Origin of the sequence: Stenotrophomonas terrae (assembly GCF_001431465.1) — a bacterium.
In the GTDB taxonomy this organism is placed as follows: Bacteria; Pseudomonadota; Gammaproteobacteria; order Xanthomonadales; family Xanthomonadaceae; genus Stenotrophomonas; species Stenotrophomonas terrae.
The window spans coordinates 19,364-41,053 of the sequence record NZ_LDJJ01000055.1 but is presented as its reverse complement, the minus strand read 5'-3'; the positions used below and the strand labels follow the sequence as shown (position 1 = coordinate 41,053).

At 63.6% G+C, this 21,690-nt stretch carries 18 protein-coding genes and 1 tRNA gene; 15 read left to right on the top strand and 4 right to left on the bottom strand.

All coding sequences use genetic code 11. The features are described 5' to 3' along the window. Positions 1-7: 7 nt before the first annotated feature. The 4 genes from ABB27_RS15555 to ABB27_RS15540 all read left to right on the top strand — a co-directional run bounded on the left by ABB27_RS15555 (position 8) and on the right by ABB27_RS15540 (position 3,609). On the top strand, positions 8-1,489 hold the full coding sequence (locus tag ABB27_RS15555; protein ID WP_057629700.1) for an aldehyde dehydrogenase family protein: 1,482 nt from the start codon (positions 8-10) through the stop codon (positions 1,487-1,489). Between the two features lie 63 nt (positions 1,490-1,552). Beyond that, the gene (locus tag ABB27_RS15550) at positions 1,553-2,446 is read left to right on the top strand and encodes a catalase (protein WP_057629699.1); all 894 of its coding nucleotides are present in this window, start codon (positions 1,553-1,555) and stop codon (positions 2,444-2,446) included. Positions 2,447-2,617: 171 nt separating this feature from the next. Next, positions 2,618-2,693: transfer RNA gene (locus ABB27_RS15545), tRNA-Thr, on the top strand. Between the two features lie 214 nt (positions 2,694-2,907). Continuing rightward, on the top strand, positions 2,908-3,609 hold the full coding sequence (locus tag ABB27_RS15540; protein ID WP_057629698.1) for an Imm52 family immunity protein: 702 nt from the start codon (positions 2,908-2,910) through the stop codon (positions 3,607-3,609). Between the two features lie 155 nt (positions 3,610-3,764). Here ABB27_RS15540 and ABB27_RS15535 read toward each other — a convergent pair whose 3' ends face one another. Continuing rightward, the gene (locus ABB27_RS15535) at positions 3,765-4,667 is read right to left on the bottom strand and encodes a LysR family transcriptional regulator (protein ID WP_211263719.1); all 903 of its coding nucleotides are present in this window, start codon (positions 4,665-4,667) and stop codon (positions 3,765-3,767) included. A 153-nt stretch (positions 4,668-4,820) separates the two neighbouring features. Between ABB27_RS15535 and ABB27_RS15530 the strand changes: the two genes are divergently transcribed. From ABB27_RS15530 to cyoD, 5 genes are all read left to right on the top strand, one after another. Beyond that, positions 4,821-6,449: a GMC family oxidoreductase gene (locus ABB27_RS15530; RefSeq protein ID WP_083491344.1), complete on the top strand. Its 1,629-nt coding sequence runs from the start codon at positions 4,821-4,823 to the stop codon at positions 6,447-6,449. Positions 6,450-6,942: 493 nt separating this feature from the next. After that, positions 6,943-8,034: a ubiquinol oxidase subunit II gene (cyoA, locus tag ABB27_RS15525; protein ID WP_057629697.1), complete on the top strand. Its 1,092-nt coding sequence runs from the start codon at positions 6,943-6,945 to the stop codon at positions 8,032-8,034. A 2-nt stretch (positions 8,035-8,036) separates the two neighbouring features. Then, on the top strand, positions 8,037-10,034 hold the full coding sequence (cyoB, locus tag ABB27_RS15520) for a cytochrome o ubiquinol oxidase subunit I (RefSeq protein ID WP_057629696.1): 1,998 nt from the start codon (positions 8,037-8,039) through the stop codon (positions 10,032-10,034). After that, positions 10,031-10,669: a cytochrome o ubiquinol oxidase subunit III gene (gene cyoC / locus ABB27_RS15515; protein WP_057629695.1), complete on the top strand. Its 639-nt coding sequence runs from the start codon at positions 10,031-10,033 to the stop codon at positions 10,667-10,669. Before cyoB ends, cyoC begins: the two co-directional genes overlap by 4 nt. After that, a complete protein-coding gene (gene cyoD / locus ABB27_RS15510; RefSeq protein ID WP_057629694.1) occupies positions 10,669-11,007 on the top strand; it encodes a cytochrome o ubiquinol oxidase subunit IV in 339 nt (112 codons plus the stop codon). The genes cyoC and cyoD overlap by 1 nt, the downstream gene beginning before the upstream one ends. A 434-nt stretch (positions 11,008-11,441) precedes the next feature. Here cyoD and ABB27_RS15505 read toward each other — a convergent pair whose 3' ends face one another. Next, the gene (locus ABB27_RS15505) at positions 11,442-13,502 is read right to left on the bottom strand and encodes a putative bifunctional diguanylate cyclase/phosphodiesterase (protein WP_057629693.1); all 2,061 of its coding nucleotides are present in this window, start codon (positions 13,500-13,502) and stop codon (positions 11,442-11,444) included. Between the two features lie 132 nt (positions 13,503-13,634). Here ABB27_RS15505 and radA point away from each other — a divergent pair, with 132 nt between their 5' ends. Continuing rightward, positions 13,635-15,017 carry a DNA repair protein RadA gene (gene radA / locus ABB27_RS15500; protein ID WP_057629692.1) on the top strand — a complete coding sequence of 461 codons (1,383 nt, stop codon included), beginning with the start codon at positions 13,635-13,637 and terminating at the stop codon, positions 15,015-15,017. 244 nt (positions 15,018-15,261) lie between these two features. Here radA and ABB27_RS15495 read toward each other — a convergent pair whose 3' ends face one another. After that, positions 15,262-16,053 carry a cytochrome C assembly family protein gene (locus ABB27_RS15495; protein ID WP_057629691.1) on the bottom strand — a complete coding sequence of 264 codons (792 nt, stop codon included), beginning with the start codon at positions 16,051-16,053 and terminating at the stop codon, positions 15,262-15,264. Positions 16,054-16,163: 110 nt separating this feature from the next. On the opposite strand from ABB27_RS15495, the gene ffh reads away from it, so the two are divergent. The 4 genes from ffh to ABB27_RS15475 are packed head-to-tail and all read left to right on the top strand — an operon-like array spanning position 16,164 to position 19,673. After that, positions 16,164-17,543 (top strand): signal recognition particle protein, encoded by a 1,380-nt coding sequence (gene ffh / locus ABB27_RS15490; RefSeq protein WP_057629690.1) that lies wholly within the window; start codon positions 16,164-16,166, stop codon positions 17,541-17,543. Positions 17,544-17,565: 22 nt separating this feature from the next. Next, positions 17,566-17,775: a hypothetical protein gene (locus ABB27_RS15485; RefSeq protein WP_152984622.1), complete on the top strand. Its 210-nt coding sequence runs from the start codon at positions 17,566-17,568 to the stop codon at positions 17,773-17,775. Between the two features lie 33 nt (positions 17,776-17,808). Next, a complete protein-coding gene (locus ABB27_RS15480; protein ID WP_057629688.1) occupies positions 17,809-18,882 on the top strand; it encodes an NAD(P)H-dependent flavin oxidoreductase in 1,074 nt (357 codons plus the stop codon). Further along, on the top strand, positions 18,879-19,673 hold the full coding sequence (locus ABB27_RS15475; protein ID WP_057629687.1) for an aminotransferase class IV: 795 nt from the start codon (positions 18,879-18,881) through the stop codon (positions 19,671-19,673). Before ABB27_RS15480 ends, ABB27_RS15475 begins: the two co-directional genes overlap by 4 nt. On the opposite strand, the gene ABB27_RS15470 is transcribed toward ABB27_RS15475, so the two are convergent. Continuing rightward, complete coding sequence (locus ABB27_RS15470) at positions 19,670-19,972, bottom strand: hypothetical protein (protein ID WP_152984621.1); 303 nt, start codon at positions 19,970-19,972, stop codon at positions 19,670-19,672. The genes ABB27_RS15475 and ABB27_RS15470 overlap by 4 nt on opposite strands. A gap of 219 nt (positions 19,973-20,191) precedes the next feature. Between ABB27_RS15470 and cls the strand changes: the two genes are divergently transcribed. Beyond that, positions 20,192-21,688: a cardiolipin synthase gene (gene cls, locus ABB27_RS15465; protein WP_057629685.1), complete on the top strand. Its 1,497-nt coding sequence runs from the start codon at positions 20,192-20,194 to the stop codon at positions 21,686-21,688. Positions 21,689-21,690: the final 2 nt, after the last annotated feature.

The window sequence follows — 21,690 nt, the reverse complement described above, 5'->3', positions numbered from 1 at the left end:
AGGTTCCATGAGTGGTGCAACAAAGTCACCTATTCAAGCGCGTCGTGCCGCCAACTGGATCAACGGCATTCCGCGCTTTGATGGCGTACTCAAGGATTCGATAAATCCGGCTACCTACGAGGTGATTGGCAGCTATCCGGACAATGGCCGCGCCGCAGCGATGGCCGCCGTATCGGCTGCCTCGCAGGCCTTCCAGCAGACCCTGTGGGCGCACGATCACGAACTGCGCGCGCGGGTGTTGGAGCAGATGGCGCAGGCATTTGAGCGCAACCGCGATAGCCTGCTGGAAATCCTGTCGTTGGAGAACGGCAAGGTGGCAGCAGAGGCCGCGTTCGAGCTGGACATGGTGCCCAGCAAGCTGCGCTATTCGGCGGCAACGGCGTTGCTGGAAGCGGGCCGTGCATTGCGGCCAAAACCAGGCCGTATGTCGATGATATTGCGCCAACCGATGGGCGTGGCGGCGGTGATTGCGCCATGGAACTCGCCGGTGGTGCTTACCATCCGTTCGCTGGCGCCGGCATTGGCTGCCGGCTGTACCACGGTGATCAAACTGCCTGCGCAGGTGGCGCAGACCGCCAGCATGATGGCCCGGATCATGGGCGAAGCCCCTTCCTTGCCGCGCGGGGTGATAAATCTGTTCTTCGAGAGCGGACCGGAGGGTTCCAGCTATCTGGTGGATACGCCGGATGTGCCGGTGGTGAGCTTCACCGGCTCCACGCGCACCGGGCGCGCCATCAGCAGTACCGGTGCAAAACACCTCAAACGCTTTGGCATGGAACTGGGCGGCAAGACGCCGATGATCCTGTTTGAGGACGCAGACCTGCAGCAGGCACTGCCGGTGATCGAGAAAGCGTTGACTGTATTCAGTGGGCAGTTCTGCATGACCGGCTCGCGCCTGCTGGTGCATGACTCCATCTACGACGCAGTACGCGACGGCATGGGCGCGCGGCTGCACGCGGTCAAGGTGGGGCCGGCAGCGGACCCGAGCAGTGATATGGGTCCTTTGATTGATCGTGCAAACGTGGCGCGGGTGGATGCGGTGGTGGAGGCTGCGATCAGTGCTGGCGCGGTGGTGGTGGAGCGCGGTGGCCCCATCACCAGCGGGCCGCTGCGCAAGGGCGCGTTCTTCCGCCCGGCCTTGCTGGAGGTCTTCGACAATGCGCTGGACATCATCCAGCAGGAAACCTTCGGCCCGGTGCTGACCCTGCAGCGCTTCACTGATGAGGCGCAGGTGGTCCGCCTAGCCAACGACAACGAGTACGGCCTGGCCGCCAGCGTGTGGACGCGGGACGTTGATCGCGCCTTGCGTGTGGCCGAGGCGCTCGATGCCGGTTCGGTCTGGATCAATGACTGGGCGCGGGTATTCGACGGCACCGAGGAGGGCGGCTTCAAGCAGTCCGGCTTGGGACGACTCAATGGCTTGGCCGCGCTTGAAGATTTCCTGGAATACAAACACATTGCGCTGCGACCGGGATTGGGCGAGCACTGATATGCACCCCACGTCCGCGCGCTGCTGTTTGCTGCCACGGCGTTATGGCAGGAGGACACGGCAATGGCGACAGGCTTGTCGCAGGCGTTGGTCGGCGCTCTGCAAACCGGCGCAAAGATAGCCGGTGGAGGCAGGGTCAACCATTCGCGTGGTCTGCTGGTGGAAGGGCACTTCCGTGCGACTTCCACCGCATCGCGGTTCTGCATGGCAGCGGTATTCGGTGGCGAGGACCTGCGTGTACTGGCGCGTTTCTCAAGCTCCGGCGGCAACCCGCATATCGATCAGCGCAGCCCCGCAGCGGAGCCGCGTGGCTTGGCGCTGCGGATCGGCAACAAGGCGGCGATGGTGTTGGTAGGGCATTCGCTGGAAGGCTTCCCGGCAAGCAACCCGGAAGCGTTTCTTGCATTCTTGAATGCAGTGAACCAGCGCGAACGTTCGCCAGCGCTGTTGGCCGCGCAGATGGCGAGCAGTCCGGCCGTGGCGCATTTCGAGGCATTGCGTGCGGGTGCTGTCAGCAGCAGTTTCAGCGCCTTGGATTACCACATGCTGCACGCCTATCGACTGATCGCCCCGGACGGGCATGCGCGCATCGGCCGGCTCAGCGTGCGTGCGACCCGGCCTTATGTGGCGCGTACCCCGCCGGAAGGGACGGACTACCTGGACAGGCGCATGCGCGGCGAGCTCTCCAAGCGCAAGGTGGTATTTGTGCTGCTGTTCACCCCGGTGCCTGAGGGCGAAGACCCGGCCGACATCACCCGCGCCTGGGACCCGGCCGCGCCATCCTTCGCGCTCGGCCATATCTGGCTGGAACGGCTGCACCCGCACCAGGCAAGCCAGCGCAAGCTGGCCTTCGACCCGGCGCTGCTGCCAGCAGGCATGGGCTTCGCCGGCGACCCCATGCTGCATACGCGGTTGCAGGCCTATCGGCTGGCGGCGGCGCGGCGGGTGGGGCGGTAGGGCCTAGGTGGCGGGATCGCAAGCCGGCGCGCTCGCGCTCCCGTGGCTTGGGTTGTTGGTTCAAGTCGCATCTGCCAGCAACGCCAAAGGCAGCTTATGAAGGCTTGAGGCGGTCAAATGTGGAGGGCGCATTGACCGGAGGTGCCTGCTTTGCCTACAATTCGCGCCTTCGCCGGAATAGCTCAGTTGGTAGAGCGGCGCATTCGTAATGCGTAGGTCGTAGGTTCGATTCCTATTTCCGGCACCAGTTCTGCAAAAAGGCCGACTAGTAATAGTCGGCCTTTTTGTTTGTGGCATCTGGCGATGCCTGCCGGTGCGCCTTGGGGGCAAGCGCTTCCAGCCCAACGCGCTCCGGGAACTTGCATTGGCGGAATGCGAAGGTGGCCAGAAGCGGATGGCCCGCAGCCGGACGTTGCCTTCGCTTGCTTCCACACCCCATACATCCTGCAGGTTGTTCAAGCATGATTTTTACGATCCTCCGCTTCGACATCGGCATGCGAAAAGCGACCGACTTTCGCAGCTCCTATCACCACCTGTTATCAATACTTCGGCGCATTCCCGGCAACAACGAATGGTATTGCGGTGAAAACACTCCCAAACAGAGTCTGATTCCGTTTGGAGATGAGGCCGCCGTCCTGCCCAGACTGCAGGAGCGAGCCAAACTTATGGGGTCGGAATCACTTACTGCTGCGGTGGTCAATGACAACGGAACAAAGCGCAAACCAGGCTTGATCGAGATAGATTTCATGCCTGGAATGGGGTACATGACCATTTCGGTCTATCGCCCAGACATGGTTGAAGCCAATCCCACTCAAATGGTTGCCGACATCATGCTTGCGGTGTTGGAAGGAGAACGGGAGACCTCGTTTGCATTTGCCGATGTATACGACAAGGTAGAGGGGGAATTTCAATACTACAAAACCAAATACGCCACTTTCCCGCATCGAAAGTGCGTGGGGTGGATGGCATATGTGCCCAAAAAGGTGAGCGCAGAACAGCTGCCTTTGGCCGCATCTGTGCTGCCCGCAGCAGATGGTTCCATCGTGGTTTCTGTTGACGACGCATTTGACCTGGCAAACAAGGATCACATCCAAAGAGCCAATGAAGTCGAAATGGACATGAACGACTTGGGCTTGCTTCCGGTCACGGACCCAACGTTCTAGAAATGATTCCTGGCTGGCACCTTTCCCGCCCCGATCAATGCGTAGGTCGTAGGTTCGATTCCTATTTCCGGCACCAAGATCAGGCCCGCCTTGTGCGGGCCTTTTCTTTGCGCGGCGTTCGGCTGCCCCCGCAATGCCATGGCTGTGCTGGCGCATCATGCAAGCTGCGCAGCTACCCGTTCAGCGATGAATTCTATGAACGCTCTCAGTCGTGGGGCCTGGGCATTCCTTGCCGGCCATAGCAGCCAGATGCTGCCGCGTTGCTGGGGGTGGCCGCCGAGCAGGGCTTGCAGGCGGCCGTTGGCGATATCGTCCTTCACCAGATAGGCGGGCGCCTGGATGATACCCAGGCCGGCCAGTGCCGCGCTGGCCAGGGCTTCGCCGTCGTCGAGGACGATGCTGGGCTTGATCGGTGGGGTGGAGGCTGCGCCCAGGAAAGCCCAGGTCTCCTGGCGGCCGGTGGTCGGAAAACGGTAGTGGATACAGTGGTGCTGCTGCAGCTCCAGCACGGTTTGTGGTGTGCCGTGGCGGGCGAGGTAGTCCGGCGAGGCGCAGGTTGTGAAGCTGTGGGCGCCGATGCGGCGCGCCTGCAGGCTGGAGTCCTCCAGCTCGCCCAGGCGTAGCACCAGGTCGTAGCGTTCTTCAATCACATCAACCTTGAGGTCGTTGAGGCTGAGGTCGATCACCACGTCCGGGAACTGCGCGTGGAATTCAGGCAGTGCCGGCAGAACGATCCGGCGCCCGATGATGCTGGGTACACTTATCTTGAGCCGGCCGCGCGGGCTGGCCTGGATCTGCGCAAGCTCGTTCTGGGCATCCTGCAGATCATTCAGGATCTTCGCCGCGTAGCGGAAGACCACCTCACCTTCGTTGGTAAGGGCGAGTGCACGGGTACTGCGGTTGAACAGGCGGGCGCCCAGTTTCAGTTCCAGCCGGTCCACGGCCTTGCCTACTGCCGAGGCCGACAGGCCCAGTTTGCGGCCCGCTGCGGCGAAGCTGCCGCTGTTCACGGTGACCGAGAACGCGACCAGGCCGCTGAGTGATTCGAAGGAAAACATTCCGGACATAGTGTTCGTGGTGACGGGACCGGTCCCCATCTTCTACCCGCCAAACGCGCTGCCGATCATGAGCGTCTCTCATAAGCAGCGCGGCATTGGCATGCGCCGTTGATGAGGCCGCCGCGCTGTTGCGCGTCAACGGGAGCTTTCTCCATGGGCAACACATTCAATGAAACGCCGACCGGCATGGATCGGCGTCAGTTCCTGGCGGCGGCCGGGCTGGCGGGTGCCGCGGTGGCGCTGCCCGCTGGCGCGGTTGCGCGCTCCCTGGCGGGGGAGCGGGGCTTTGATGTCGTCATCGTCGGTGGTGGTTCGGCCGGTGCGGTGCTGGCGCGGCGGCTGAGCGAGGATGCGTGGCGGCGGGTGTTGCTGATCGAGGCCGGTTCGGCCTATAGGCCGGACAAGTACCCGGACGCGATTCGCCTGCAGAGCATCATCGGCGGTGACCCGGCCCATGATTGGGGCTATAGCGCCGAGCTAGGTTGGGCTGGCAAGGTGATCCCGACGCCGCGCGGCAAGGTGCTCGGTGGCTCGTCGGCGGTGAATGCGGGTGTGGCGATGCGTGCACCGGCAGCCGACTTCGAACGCTGGACCGCCGCCGGTCTGCCGCATTGGACCCCGGCCGAGACCTTGCCGTTCTTCCAGAAGAGTGAGCGCACCGTGCATGGTGCCGAGCGCTTCCATGGGCGTGCAGGGCCGTGGCCGATCCACCAGCTGCAGGAGGACGAGATATCCGACATGCAGCGCGCCTTTGTCGCGTCGGCGCAGGAAGCGGGGTTTGGCCGGGTGGAGGACTTCAACAGCGACCGCCCGTTCGGTGCGGGTCCGTATCCGATGAACAACCGGATGGGCCAGCGGCTCAATACCGGCATGACCTATCTGTCGGACGCGGTGCGGGCACGGCCGAACCTGCACATTCTTGCCGACACCCTGGTTGATCGGGTCGAGGTGAGCGCTGGGCGGGCGAGGGCGGTAGTCCTGGCCAATGGTGAACGCATTGCCGGCGCCGAGATCGTGCTATCGGCAGGCGCCTATGGCACGCCGGCCATCCTGCTGCGCTCGGGTATCGGTCCTGCCGCTGATCTGCGCGCGCAGGGGATTGCGGTGGTGGCCGATCTGCCGGTGGGGCAGCGGCTGCAGGAGCATCCGTTCTTTTATACGGTGTGGGCGGCGCATGCGGATCGGCTGGGGCTGCCAGTGCCGCCGGTGGGGGCGATCCTGTGGGCGCGCTCGTCGCAGGGTGGCCCGGGCGATGGCGACTTCCATGTCAGCGCGGTGCACTACGGTGATCCGGCCAGTTCGCCGACCGGCGCCATCTTCATGCTGGCCTTGGCGCTCACCCGGCCGCGCTCGATCGGCCAGCTGAAGCTGCGTGATCGCAATCCGGCGACGGCGCCGCTCATCAACCTGAACATACTTGGCGCAGCGGAAGACCGGGAGCTGATGGTCGAGGGTATCCAGATGATCCGGCGCATCGCCGGGCAGGGGCCGTTGGCGGAAATCATCGCCCAGGAGCTGGTGCCGGGGCCGGCCGTGAAGACGGCAGCGGCGCTGGAAGCGGCATTGCCGACGTCATTGGACATCTACCATCACCCCACCTCGACCGCGCCGATGGGCGGCGATGATGACCCGCACGCGGTTACCGACTACCAGGGGCGGGTGTGCGGGGTCGCCAATCTGCGGGTTGCCGATGCGTCCAGCTTCCCGGATGTGCCCTCGGTGGCGACCAATCCAACCGTGATCATGCTGGCTGAACGTGTCAGCCAGTGGATGAAGGGGTGAAGGGGTTCGGCGCAGGTTGCCTGCGCCGAGGCCTGGCAGCACCGTAAACCCAGCAGACCGGTGATTCGTAGCCCGGGTAAGCGCAGCGCACCCGGGTGCTGCCGCTGGCTTGCGAGCCGACGATGGCCGCAACAGTGTTAGTTGTTCGCTCATCGGCTGATGGAGTTCCCGGGTGCGCTGCGCTTACCCGGGCTACCGGGGCTGAACGCGTTGCTGTTGTCAAATAGTGGTATTCAGCAAAGTCGCATCGAAGATGCCGCCGCGCGCTGCAGGTGCGCGCAGGTGCGACAACGTGTCGCATGCCGATGACGGCTTTTACTGCGCGAAATCATTGTCAATACCTTTCTTAAGTAGTGCGTGAAGGCCTAAAATTACTGCGCTGAAATCTGACAACCCCCTACATGTCTCCCCGGTGGGCAATCCCCGGGCGCTTGTTTGCGTTCGCATGTAGCGGCTTGCCAGGTACGGCTCTCCCTCGCAATTGGATCGACCGATGATTCCGTTGAAAACTCTTGGACGCTTTTTGCGTCCGGGCCTTATTGTCGCTATGGCCGTCATGATGACGGGCTGCGACTGGGCCTTGTTTGACCCCAAGGGCCAGATCGCCCGGGACGAACTCACGCTGCTGATCACCTGTACGGTGCTGATGCTGCTGGTGGTCATTCCGGTGATCGTGCTGACGCTGGTGTTCGCGTGGAAGTACCGCGCATCCAACACCAAGGCCCGTTACGAGCCCAACTGGTCTCACTCCACCGCCATCGAAGTGGTGGTCTGGTCGATCCCGTGCATGATCATCCTGGTCCTGGCTGTGCTGACCTGGCGTTCTTCGCATGCGCTGGATCCGTACAAGCCGCTGGAGTCCGATACCAAGCCGGTGGTGATCGAAGCGATCTCGCTGGACTGGAAGTGGCTGTTCGTCTACCCGGAAGAGAACATCGCCGTGGTCAACGAGCTGACCTTCCCGGTCGACGCTCCGCTGAACTTCAAGATCACCGCCGATACGGTGATGAACGCGTTCTTCATTCCGCATCTGGGCAGCATGATCTACTCGATGGCCGGCATGGAGACCAAGCTGCATCTGGTTGCCAACGAAGCTGGCAGCTATGAAGGCCTGTCCTCGCATTACAGCGGCGCCGGCTTCAGCAAGATGCATTTCACCGCGCATGCGGTGAGCAACGAGGAATACCAGGCCTGGTTGGCCAAGGTTCGCGGCGACGCCAAGGTGCTGGACCAGAAGTCCTTCGCCGAACTGGGCGCCGAGAAGAACCACGACTGGTACCCGGTGACCTATTACGGCAGCACCGAAAAAGGCCTGTTCGACGCCATCATTGCCAAGCACGCCGGTGAGAACCACCACTTCGGCATGAAGCACGATGGCAAGAAGATGTCGCACGAGGGCGCAGGCCACGGGGCGATGCAGGCTGAAGCCATGGACCATGCTGCCATGGGCCATGACGCAATGGACCACGCGGCGATGAGCCACGCTGCTCCTGCTGCTGCCGCCGAGGCTGACGGCCACGCCGGTCACAATGCCAACGAGCCCGCCGAAGCCGCACATGCCGGCCACGGCACCTCGGGAGAATGACGATGCTTGGAAAACTCTCTCTTGATTCACTGCCGCACGATCCCATCGTGCTCTCCACCCTCATCGGCGCGATGCTGGGCGGCCTGGCTGTTGTAGCCGCGGTCACCAAGTTCAAGCTGTGGGGCTACCTGTGGAAGGAGTGGTTCACCTCGGTGGACCACAAGAAGATCGGCGCGATGTACCTGATCGTGGCGTTCGTGATGCTGCTGCGCGGCTTCTCCGACGCGATCATGATGCGTGCCCAGCAGGCGGTTGCCGCCGGTGGCGCCGAAGGCTATCTGCCGCCCCACCACTACGATCAGATCTTCACCGCCCACGGCGTGATCATGATCTTCTTCGTGGCCATGCCGCTGATCACCGGTTTGATGAACCTGGTGGTGCCGCTGCAGATTGGTGCGCGCGACGTTGCCTTCCCGTTCCTGAACTCGCTGAGCTTCTGGCTGTTCGTCGCAGGCTGTGGCCTGATGATGATCTCGCTGTGGATCGGTGAGTTCGCCGCGACCGGTTGGCTGGCGTTCCCGCCCTTGTCAGGGTTGGAATACAGTCCAAGCGTAGGTATGGATTACTACATCTGGGCGCTGCAGGTCTCCGGCCTGGGTACCACGCTGAGCGGTATCAACTTCTTCATCACCATCCTCAAGATGCGTAGCCCGGGCATGAAGCTGATGCACATGCCGGTGTTCAGCTGGACCGCCCTGGTCACCAACCTGCTGATCATCGCTGCGTTCCCGGTGCTGACCATCACCCTGGTGCTGCTGACCCTGGATCGTTACCTGGGTACGCACTTCTTCACCAACGATGGTGGCGGCAACGCCATGCTGTACATCAACCTGATCTGGATCTGGGGTCACCCGGAGGTCTACATCCTGGTGCTGCCGGCATTTGGTGTGTTCTCTGAAGTGATCGCCACGTTCTCGCGCAAGACCCTGTTCGGCTACAAGGGCATGGTCTACGCCACCTGTGCGATCGGTGTGCTGTCGTTCCTGGTGTGGTTGCACCACTTCTTCACCATGGGCTCGGGTGCCAACGTCAATGCCTTCTTCGGCATCACGACGATGATCATCTCGATCCCGACCGGCGTGAAGATCTTCAACTGGCTGTTCACGATGTACCGCGGCCGCGTGCACTTCACCTCGCCGGTGTTGTGGACCATCGGCTTCATGGTCACCTTCACCATCGGCGGCATGACCGGCGTGATGCTGGCGATCCCGGCCATCGACTTCGTGCTGCACAACTCGCTGTTCCTGATTGCCCACTTCCACAACGTCATCATCGGCGGCGTGGTGTTCGGCATGTTTGCTGGTATCACTTACTGGTGGCCGAAGATGTTCGGCTTCACCTTGAATGAAACCTGGGGCAAGCGCGCGTTCTGGGGCTGGTTCATCGGCTTCTACGTGGCCTTCATGCCGCTGTACGCACTGGGCTTCATGGGTGCTACGCGTCGTATGCAGAGCTACCCGAACATGGACTACCAGCCGTTCTTCATCGTTGCCGCCATCGGTGCTGCGATCATCGCCGTGGGCATCCTGTGCCAGGTGATCCAGATCGCCGTGTCCATCCGCGACCGCAAGAAGAATGTCGACCTCACCGGCGATCCGTGGGATGCCCGTACCTTGGAGTGGGAAACCGCTTCCCCGGTGCAGTTCTACAACTTCGCCACCCTGCCCAAGGGTGAGGAGCTGGACGAATTCTGGCACCGCAAGCAGCGCGGCGAAGCCTGGCAGAAGCCGGCCAAGTACAGCGACATCCACATGCCGAAGAACACCGGCACCGGCGTTGTCATCGGCGCGTTCAGCCTGGTGCTGGGTTTTGCGATGGTCTGGCACATCTGGTTGCTGGCCATCATCGGCCTGGTCGGCATGATCGCCACCTTCATCTACCGTACCTTCGACAAGGACGTGGATTACTGGGTGCCGGCTGCTGAAGTGGAACGTATCGAGAACGAGCACCGTAAGCACCTGGAAGCTCAGGGCTTGGTGAAGACCGAGGTGAAGGCATGAGCACGAACGCCCACACGATGACCCACGGTACCGCCGCTCACGCGGCGGGCCATGGCGATGATCATCACGAGCATCACGACACCAGCGAGAACACCGTCTTCGGTTTCTGGGTGTACCTGATGAGCGATCTGCTCATCTTCGCCACCCTGTTCGTGACCTACGTTGTGTTGTCCGGTGGCACCAATGGTGGCCCGGGTCCGAAGGACCTGTTCGAACTGCCGTTCGTGGCATGGGAAACCGCGCTGCTGCTGGTGTCCTCGCTGACCTTCGGGCTGGGCATGATCGCCATGCACCAGTCCAAGAAGGGCCTGATGTTCTTCTGGCTGGCCATCACCTGGCTGCTGGGTGCCGGCTTCATGGGCATGGAAATCTGGGAGTTCAACCACCTGATCCATAACGGCCACGGCCCGGACAAGAGTGCCTTCCTGTCGGCGTTCTTCGCCCTGGTCGGTACCCACGGTCTGCACGTGACCGCCGGTCTGCTGTGGTTGGCGGTGATGTTCATCCAGCTCAAGCAGGATGGCCTGACCCCGCGCAACAAGACCCGCATGGCGTGCCTGAGCCTGTTCTGGCACTTCCTGGATCTGGTCTGGATTGGCGTGTTCTCTGTCGTTTATCTGTCGGGAGCGATGTAATGTCCGCACATGACAATCATGCACACGGTGCCGCTGGCGAAAGCCACGGCAGCGTCAAGTCTTACCTGATCGGCTTCGTGCTGGCCGCGGTGCTCACCATCATCCCGTTCTGGGTGGTGATGAGCGGTGGCATGTCGACCTTCGCCACCGGTGCGGTGGTGGTGGTTGCAGGCATCCTGCAGTTGCTGGTGCACCTGGTGTTCTTCCTGCACCTGGACCGCTCCTCGGCTGCCCGCTGGAACGTCAATGCCGGCATGTTCACCCTGGTGGTGATCGGCATCATCGTGCTGGGCACACTGTGGGTCATGTGGAACATGAATCACCACATGATGCACTGAGCGGTTTGATCGCTTGATGTACAGCAAAGGCCGCCGCAAGGCGGCCTTTGTTTTTCTTTTATGTAGTGCCGAGCCATGCTCGGCAGAAGCTTTCCCCGCAATGCATAGGCCGACGACATTTGTAGGAGCGGCGTAAGCCGCGAAGCTGACGTCCGTTCCGTGATCGTTTCCCAGGGATCTGTTGATCCACCAGCTTCGCGGCTGACGCCGCTCCTACAACCCGCTGACGAAATTTTGGGAAAGCCCTTGCCGATTCTTTTGTGTAGTGCCGAGCCATGCTCGGCAGAAGCCTTCCCGGCACTGCATCGGCCGATGACATTCGTAGGAGCGGCGTAAGCCGCGAAGCCGATGACCATTCCGAGATCATTGCCCCGGGATCTGGTGATCCACCAGCTTCGCGGCTTACGCCGCTCCTACAAAAAAAGGCGTGCGCTTCAGCTGTTGCAGCTGACGAACTCGGCTGCTGCCATTGGCCGGCCGAGGTGGTAGCCCTGCAGTACATCGCAACCCAGCGCGCCGAGGAACTCGCGTTGGGCCTCGGTTTCCACGCCTTCGGCTACCACCTGCAACTGCAGCGAACGCCCCAGCGCGATGATCGAAGACACAATCGCCGCGTCTTCGGCGTTGTGTTCAAGATCGCGTACAAAGGCGCGGTCTATCTTCAGCTCGGTGGCCGGCATGCGCTTGAGGTAGAGCAGGCTGGAATAGCCGGTGCCGAAGTCATCGATGGCAATGCGCACGCCCATCGCGGTCAGGGCTTCGAGCATCTGCAGGCTGGCGTCCACATCCTTCATCGCGGTGCTTTCGGTTACTTCCAGGGTCAGCTGGCGAGGGTCCAGGGCGTGCCGCTGCAGTGCACCGCGTACGCTCTCCACCAGGGTTGGCGAGGCGAACTGCAGCGGCGACAGATTGACCGCCATCGACCAGTCCGCATTGCCGGCATCGTGCCAGGCGCGCAGCTGAGCGCAGGCAGCATCCAGCACCCATTCGCCGATGGGGATGATCAGGCCACTGCGCTCGGCGATGGGAATGAACACATCCGGTGACAGCATGCCCAACTCCGGGTGGTTCCAGCGCAGCAGCGCTTCCGCACCGTTGGCACGGCTTCCACCGGCCGGGAACTTGGGCTGGTAGTGCAGCAGCAGTTCGTTGCGGACGATGGCGCGGCGCAGGTCCTGCAGCAGGCGCAGGCGCTGGCGGGTGCCGGCCTGCATGGTCGAGGTGAAGAACGCATGGCCGTTCCGCCCACTCTGCTTGACGTGGTACATCGCCGCATCGGCATGCGCCATCAGCTCGCGTTCGCTGCTGGCATCCTCGGGGTACAGGGCGATGCCGATGCTGGTGCTGACCAGCAGCTCGGCGTTGTCGATCAGGAATGGCTCGTTGATGGCGGTACTGATCTGCTCGGCCATCAAGGCAGCGTCATCGGGTGAATCGATGGCCATCACGATCACGAATTCGTCGCCGCCGAGCCGGGCAAAGGTGTCCTGGCTGCGCAGCAGCGCATTGACCCGCCTGCTGAACTGCACCAGCAGGCGGTCGCCGAGCTGGTGGCCGTAGGCATCGTTGACGTTCTTGAAGCCGTCCAGGTCGCAGAACATCAGCGCCAGCCCGAATTCACGGCGCGCAGCCTTTTCGATGGCACGCTCGATACGGTCCTGCAGCAGGACGCGATTGGGCAGTTGGGTCAACGGATCATGCAGGGCGGCCTGCACCAGTTTTTCGTTGGCGTTGGCCAGTGAATGGGCCAACAGGCCGGTGCGCAGGCGCATCTGTCCGTCGAAAACCGAGGCCAGCAGCGCGACTGTCAGGGTGGCGATGGTGGTGACGATGACCAGGCCGGCAAGCAGGTGGGTATCCAGCCCGCCATCGCTGATGGCGCCGCACATGGCACCGGCAGGAAAACGCGCGGCGGCCATGCCGGTGTAATGCATGCCGACAATGGCCACGCCCATCACCAGCGAAGCCAGCAGACGCATTGGCATCAGCCGTTTCTGCTGATGGCGTAGGCGCTGCGCTATCCACAATGCGGCAGCCGAAGCACCGATGGCGATCAGCAGCGAGGCGCTGAACCACCATGGGTCGTAGTCGATCCCCGGCTGCATCCGCATTGCCGCCATGCCGATGTAGTGCATGGCGGCGATGCCCAGGCCCATCAGCACCGCGCCGGCCAGCAGGCGCCCGGCCGACAGGCGCTGCCGTGACACCAGCCACAGCGCATACATGGACGCCGCGACGGAGGCCGCCAGCGAGCAGCCGGTGAGCAGCAGGTCGTAGCCCACCGGGATTGGCAGCTTGAAGGCGAGCATGCCGATGAAGTGCATCGACCAGATGCCCAGTCCCATGGCGGCTGCGCCGCCCACCAGCCAGATGCGCGCCGCACGCCGACTCTGGCTGTTGGCCACGCGCGCGGACATGTCCAGAGCGGTGTAGGCGGCAAGTATCGCCACCAGCAACGAGACGACAACGAGGCTCTGGTTGTAACTGCCAATCATGCGAATTCCTGGAACGTCGAGACGGGGCAAAGCCCCGCTTGCATAGCGGCAGCGGTGGCAGGGACTTTAGTTGTCGCAGCCTTTGCGACATCGGTGGGCTATCCTGCGTCGCTAACGCAGATAGGAATTTCCATGGCCAAGACCCGCAGCGCCTACGTCTGCAGTGAATGCGGCGCCGAGTACAGCAAGTGGCAGGGGCAGTGTACCGAGTGCGGCGTTTGGAACGTGCTCAGTGAGATCGTGCTGGAAACCGCGGCCGCCGCAAAGGCGCCGGCGTCGCGCCGCAGCGGTTGGGCCGGCAAGGTGGAAGCGCCCCAGATCACCGCACTTAAGGACGTGCAGCAGACCGAACATCTGCGCGTGTCCACCGGCATCGGCGAGTTCGACCGGGTGCTGGGCGGCGGTCTGGTGGAGGGTGCGGTGGTGCTGGTCGGTGGTGATCCGGGCATCGGCAAATCAACCTTGCTGCTGCAGGCCGTGGCCAAGATGGCCGGCACGCTGCCGGTGCTGTACGTCACCGGTGAGGAGTCGCTTTCGCAGGTGGCCGGCCGCGCGGTGCGCCTGGATCTGCCACTGGAAGGCATCAATGCACTGGCCGAAACCGGTGTGGAAAACATCCTGCAGCATGCGATGAAGTCAAAGCCCAAGTTGATCGTCGCCGACTCGGTACAGACGCTGTGGACCGAAGCGCTGACCGCCGCGCCGGGCTCGGTCAGCCAGGTGCGCGAGAGCGCGGCGCGGCTGGTGCGCTTTGCCAAGGAAACCGGCACCGCCGTGTTCCTGGTCGGCCACGTCACCAAGGAGGGCGGTATCGCCGGCCCGCGCGTGCTGGAGCACATGGTCGATGCGGTGCTTTATTTCGAAGGTGAAAGCGGCAGCCGCTTCCGCATCCTGCGCGCGTTCAAGAACCGCTTCGGCGCGGTCAATGAGCTGGGCGTGTTCGCGATGGGCGAAAAGGGTTTGAAGGAAGTCCCCAATCCATCCGCGATCTTCCTGTCCGGTGGCAGCACCCGCCAGCCCGGCAGCTGCGTGATGGTGACCCGCGAAGGCACCCGCCCGTTGTTGGTGGAAGTGCAGGCGCTGGTCGATTCCTCGCCGCTGTCCAATCCACGGCGGGTGGCGGTGGGCCTGGAGCAGAACCGCTTGGCGATGCTGCTGGCGGTGCTGCACCGCCATGGCGGTGTTCTGGTCGGCGACCAGGACGTGTTCGTCAATGTGGTCGGCGGTATCCGCGTGCAGGAGACCGCGGTGGATCTGCCGGTGCTGCTGGCGGTGCTGTCCTCGCTGCAGGACCGGCCCTTGGCAGAGAAGACCATAGCCTTTGGCGAAGTGGGTTTGTCCGGCGAGATCCGGCCGGTACCGAACGGCGAGGACCGCCTGCGCGAGGCCGCAACGCATGGTTTCAAGCGCGCGATCGTGCCCAAGGCCAATGCACCCAAGGCCGGCGCGGTGAAGGGAATGGAAGTGATCGCAGTGGAGCGGCTGTCGCAGGCCCTGGAAGCAGCGATGGAGTGAGGGGCGGTGGTGGGGCTTCAACTGTAGTGCCGAGCCATGCTCGGCAGAGGCGTTCCCAGCAATGTCTCAATTCGCCGGCATTCTATGCTGGCATTTGTAGGAGCGGCGTAAGCCGCGAAGCCCGCAGCAATGAAACTGCATCCATCTTCGGATCGGATCGATTACCGGCTTCGCGGCTTACGCCGCTCCTACAGTCGGTTTTGTTGGTAATGCCCCCTGCCGAGCATGGCTCGGCACTACAGGCTCAGCCGCGGCCCAGCACCAGCTCGATCACGAACTGGCTGCCGAAGAAGGCCAGCAACAGCAATGCCATCGCGGTCAGGGTCCAGTGCACGGCCTTGCTGCCGCGCCAGCCGTAACGGCGGCGGCCAATCAACAAAGTGCCGAAGACGATCCACGACAGCACGCTGAGCACGGTCTTGTGCACCAGCTTCTGCGCCAGCAGGTTGTCGACAAACAGCACGCCGGTCAGCAGGGTCAGGGTCAGCAGGCAGAAGCCGACCGTGATGGTGCGGAACAGCAGGGTCTCAAGATCGGCCAGCGGCGGCAGGGCGCGCAACCAGGGGCGGAAGTCGCGGCGGCGCAAGGCCCGCTCCTGCAGCCACAGCATGATCGCCAGCAGGGCCGCCACGCTCAGCGTGGCGTAGGCCAGCAGGGCAAGCCAGGCGTGGGTGGCCAGGCGCCAGCCGAGCAGCTTGCTCGGCGCATGGCCGTAGCCGTGGTAGGCCAACAGCAGGATCGCCGCCATCGGGAATACCACTACGCCCAGCGCCGACATCCGCCCGCGTGCGCCGACCACGGTGGTCAACGCCGCCATGCCCAGGCCGACCAGGGACAATGCCGCGAAGAAGTGCATGTCCGGCCCGCCGGCGGTTTTCAGCGCCACCAGCAGGTGGTAGCCGGCGTGCAGCAGCACCGCGCCGATGGCCGTTGGCAGCCAGTTACGCGGCGGTGGGCTGCCGTCCCCAGCCAGCCCGCGGACCAGCAGGGCGGTGGACACCAGATAGAGTAGGGCGGCGATGAGAACGATTGTCATCGATGCAGTTTCGCATACGGGCCCGCCGCTGGCGACGTGAACCGGCGGCGATGGCGACTGGCCGCTATACTTGCCATCTCTGTTTCCACGATTTCCGCAGGTTCCGCCGCATGTTCGAGTCACTGACCCAGCGCCTTTCCGGCACCATCGAGCGCCTGCGTGGGCGCGGCCGCCTGACTGAGGAAAACATCCGCGAGGCCACCCGCGAGGTGCGCATCGCCCTGCTCGAGGCCGATGTCGCCCTGCCGGTGGTGCAGGCGCTGATCGAGAAGATCAAGGTCCGCGCGGTCGGCCAGGAAGTCCTCAAATCGCTGACCCCGGGCCAGGCCCTGATCAAGGTCGTGCGCGACGAGCTGACTGCGGTGATGGGCTCGCAGGCCACCGACCTGAACCTCAATGTGCCGGCGCCGGCCATCATCCTGATGGCGGGTCTGCAGGGTGCGGGCAAGACCACCACGGTGGGCAAGCTGGCCAAGCACCTGAAGGAAAAGCGCAAGAAGAAGGTGATGGTGGTCTCCGCCGACGTTTACCGTCCGGCCGCCATCGAGCAGTTGAAGACCCTGGCCGAGCAGGTCGACGTGCTGTTCTTCCCGTCCAGCCCGGAGCAGAAGCCGGTCGACATCGTGCGCGCTGCCATCGATGACGCGCGCAAGTCGTTCGTCGACGTGCTGCTGGTCGATACCGCCGGCCGCCTGGCCATCGACGAAGCGATGATGGCCGAGATCAAGGCCCTGCACGCTGCGGTCAACCCGGCCGAAACCCTGTTCGTGGTCGACGCCATGACCGGCCAGGACGCGGCCAACACCGCCAAGGCCTTCGGTGAGGCGTTGCCGCTGACCGGCGTGGTGCTGACCAAGACCGATGGCGACGCTCGTGGCGGTGCCGCGCTGAGCGTGCGCTACATCACCGGCAAGCCGATCAAGTTCACCGGTACCGGTGAAAAGGTCGACGGCCTGGACGTGTTCCACCCCGAGCGCGTTGCCAGCCGCATCCTGGACATGGGCGACGTGCTGTCGCTGGTGGAGCAGGTCGAGCAGCAGGTCGACAAGGACAAGGCGCAGAAGCTGGCCGAGAAGGTCGCCAAGGGCAAGAAGTTCGATCTGAACGACATGCGCGACCAGCTGGAACAGATGCAGAACATGGGCGGCATCGGTGGCCTGATGGACAAACTGCCGGGCCTGGGGCAGATCCCCGAGCACCTCAAGGCGCAGGTCAGCCAGAGCAAGGAAGTGCCGCGCATGATCGCCATCATCGGCTCGATGACCAAGAAGGAGCGGCGCAACCCGGGCCTGCTCAATGGTTCGCGTCGTGCCCGCATCGCGCGCGGCTCCGGCACCCAGCCGGCCGACGTCAACAAGCTGATGAAGCAGTACATGCAGATGGAAAAGATGATGGGCAAGCTGGCCGGTGGCGGCATGAAGGGCATGATGCGCAACATGAAGGGCATGCTCGGCGCCATGGGTGGCAAGGGCGGCCTGCCGTTCCGTTGATCGCGCTTGGGTGAAGCGCTGCTTGCCGCAGAACGCCGTTTGTGCGGCCTGCGGCAAGTTCACCCGCGCGGGCGCCGCAATGGCGCCTGCGCTGGAAGAAGCGGGCGTCGGCATCGGCCGCTCGCTTTTGCAGGTGGATTTCACTGCCGATGACGGCCAGTATGTGACCTCCACTTTCAACCAAGAGTTGGACTGCCAGCTGGTGCGTCGCTACGCCCTCTCGCTTGCTTGAGTTGGGGCCGGCCCCGGCGGCACAGTCACCGCCATGCACAACGCGATCATCTCCGCCCGCACCGAGGCGTTCTGTCAGCGCTTTGGTCTTGAACTGCCGATCCTGTTGGCGCCGATGGCCGGCGCCTGTCCGCTGCCATTGTCGGTCGCTGTGGCCAATGCCGGCAGCATGGGCGCGATGGGCGCGGTGCTGTCCACGCCCGAACAGATCAGCCAATGGATGGAGGCCTTCGCCCAGCAGTCGCAGGGCCCGGCACAGGTCAATCTATGGGTGCCGGATCCGGCGCCACGGCGTGATCCCGCTGCCGAAGCGGCGACCCGCGATTTTCTTGCACAGTGGGGGCCGCCGGTGCCGTTGGCCGCCGGCGATGCCGGCCCGGCGGATTTCCAGGCCCAGCTCGACGCGCTGATTGCTGCGCGCCCGGCGGTGGCCTCGACCATCATGGGCCTGTTCTCGCCCGCACAGGTGGACAGCCTGCATGCGGCCGGTATTGCCTGGTTTGCCTGTGTCACCACCCTGGATGAGGCGCTGCAGGCGCAGGCGGCCGGCGCCGATGCGGTGGTTGCGCAGGGTATGGAGGCCGGTGGCCACCGTGGCGCATTCGACGCGGCACAGGCCGAACGGCAAACGGTTGGTTTGTTCGCGCTGCTGCCACGTCTGGTCGATCGCCTGCAGATACCGGTGATTGCCGCCGGTGGCATAGCCGACGGGCGCGGCGTTGCTGCAGCGTTGATGCTCGGCGCCAGCGCGGTGCAGGTGGGCACCGCGTTCCTGGCTGCCGATGAATCCGATATTCCCGCCGCCTGGAAGCAGGCGTTGGCCTTGGCCGAACCGGAAGCCACGCGTGCCACCCGCGCCTTCAGTGGTCGGCTCGGGCGGGCGCTGGAAACCGCCTATGTACGCGCAGCGGAAGCTGCAACTGCGCCGCCGCCACAGCCGTATCCGGTGCAGCGCGGGCTCACTGCCGGCATGCGCCGCCAGGCCGTTACCAGCAACACGCTGGAAGCAATGCAGGCCTGGGCAGGGCAATCGGCATGGATGGCCAGGCGCGCGCCAGCAGCGCAGATACTGCGTGCGATGTGGGCACAGGCACAGACGCTGCCATGACGGTGCTGTTCTGCAACGGTCAACTCGCCGATGCCGGCGCATTGAGCGCCGCGCTGGTCAACTACGGGCACTTCACTTCATTGCAGGTCCGCGATCATGCGGTGCAGGGCTGGGCTTTGCATCAGGCCCGTCTGCAACAGGGTACGCATGAGCTGTTTGCCGTTGAGCTCGACGCGCCACAGGTACTGACGTGGTTGCGGCAGGCATTGCTGCAGTTGGATGCGGGCGACGCCTCGGTACGCATCACGGTGTTCTCGCGGCAGTTCGATTTCCGCAATCCTTTACGCACGGTACCGGTAGACGTGTTGATCGGCATCGGCGCGCCAGCACAGATTCCGCCGCAGGCGCACACGGTGTTGCCGGTGCCGTATCAGCGTGAGTTGGCGCATATCAAGCACGTGGGCACATTCCCGTTGTTCCAGTTGCGCCGGCAGGCCTTGCAGCAGGGTTTCGACGATGCGTTGTTTGTCGATGCGCAGGGACGCATCAGCGAAGGCACAACCTGGAACCTGGCGTTGTGGGACGGAGTGCAGGTGTATTGGCCGCAGGCCCCGGCGCTGCGTGGCAGTGCCGAGCGCCTGCTGATGGAGGGTTTGGATGTGCTGGGACAGCCGCAGTTGCCACTTGAAGTGCGGCTGTCGGAGCTGTCGCGGTTCAGCGGTGCGGTGGCGTTCAATGCCTCGGGCATTTGGCCGTTGGCGGCTATCGGCGAACAGCGGCTGCAGCAGTCGCAGGCCTTGCTTGATCTGCTCAGGACTGCCTTGGCGCAGACACCCTGGGTACGGCTTTAATGCACCGGATGTGTCGGCCCGGGCATGCTGTGGGCTGGCATGGGTGCATGAGCGCTGGCCGTGCACTGGGCGTATTCGTGCTGACTTAGTTGATGGTTCTTGTTCGTGTCGCAGTGATGCAGGCGCGCGGCGACGCCAGGCGGATAGACGTCCATCTCGGCCATGGTCACGATGCCGTCCTTGTCCTTGTCCAGTTGGGTATAGCTTGGCAGGGCGGTGTCGGCGGGCGGGGCAGCCTGCGCCAGGCACGTACCGCCTGCCAGTAGTGCGGTGGTCAACAGGATTCGTGCTGTACGCATTGTGTGCATCATGTTCTCCTCGCAGCCGGGGCATCCGGCCGTTGCCGCCATAGCAGGCGCTGCGGCGTCTTTGTGAGATGTGAAAAAAAGCGGCGGATCCAGTTTGCCGCGGCGCACGGTTCATCCACCGTTGGCGTGGCAGACGCGCTGATCCCGGCTGGACGGCCGGCATGCTATTGAACCTGCAGACATCGTCACCTGGGTAACTGGAGAGAGCGCATGTTGTTTGAGATGGGCTGGCCGCAGGCACCGCTGCAATGGGCAATGAGCGTGTTGGTGTTCGTCGCGCATCTGCTGGTGGCTGCGCGGGCACTGACCCGGTCCAATCGCACCCCCGCATCACGTGCGGCCTGGGTGGCGGTGATCATGCTGGCGCCCTTGCTGGGCATGCTCGCGTACCTGCTGCTGGGTGAAACCAGCATTGGGCGGGCACGTGCACGACGGCTGCAGCAGACCGTACGCAGCCTGTCCGCGCTGGGTGATGCGCAGGCCAGTGGCGTTACGCAGGTTGCTGGCCAGGCGGTGTCCTTGTTTGCGCTGGCCCAGTCGATCAATGGCTTCACGCCACAGCCGGGCAATCGGATCGTGTTGCTGGGCGCGGCACAGCCGCGCGCCGATGCACCCACCGAGGATTGCCGTGCGGCCATCGAACAGCTGCTGCAGGACATCGAGCAGGCGCAGGAGAGCGTGCATATCGCGTTCTACATCTGGTTGGATGATGGCGTCGGCGGCCGTGTTGCCGACGCGGTTGCCGCTGCAGCACGGCGCGGCGTGGCCTGCAGGGTGATGGTGGATGCGCTGGGCTCGCGGGCATTCAGTAGCAGCCCGCGCTGGACGCAGCTGCAGCAGGCCGGGGTCAAACTATTGCGCACCCTGGATGATCTGACCCGGCTGCAGCACATGGCTTTCAGCCGCATGGACCTGCGTGATCACCGCAAGATCGTGGTCATCGACAACCGCATTGCCTATTGCGGCAGCCAGAACTGTGCCGATCCCGAGTTCCGGGTGAAGCCGCGTTACGCGCCGTGGATTGATCTGCTGCTGCGCTGCGAGGGCCCGGTGGTGGCGCAGATCCAGCGGCTGTTCCTCAGTGGCTGGATTCCGGAAACCGGCGAGCAGGGCCTGGACGTTCATGCCGATGCCGTTCAAACACCGCAGTTCGAACGGGGCTGTGTGGCCATGGCATTTGAAACCGGGCCGGTTACCCGCGCCAATGCGATGGCCGACATGTTTGTGGCCTGCATCTATGCGGCGCGAAGTGAGCTGGTGATAAGTACACCGTACTTCGTGCCGGACGAAGCGCTGCTACGTGCGCTCTGTGCGGCACCGCGGCGCGGCGTGCGCACGCGGCTGATCCTGCCCAAGCGCAACGATTCCTGGCTGGTGGGACAGAGCAGCCGCAGTACTTACGCCGATCTGCTGCAATCCGGGGCGGAGATCCACGAATATCCCTTGGGCCTGCTGCACGCAAAATCGTTGACCGTGGACGGCGAGATCGCCTTGATAGGCTCGGCCAACATGGACCGTCGCAGTCTTGAGCTGAACTTCGAGAACAATCTGTTGATCGCCGACCTCACGGTGACTGCTGCGCTGGTGCAGCGGCAGGAAGCGTATTTGTCGGTATCCGAGCCGGTACTGTTGAGCCAGGTGACGGCGTGGCCCTTGACCACGCGTCTGGTGCAGAACGCGATAGCGATGATGTCGCCGGTGCTGTGATG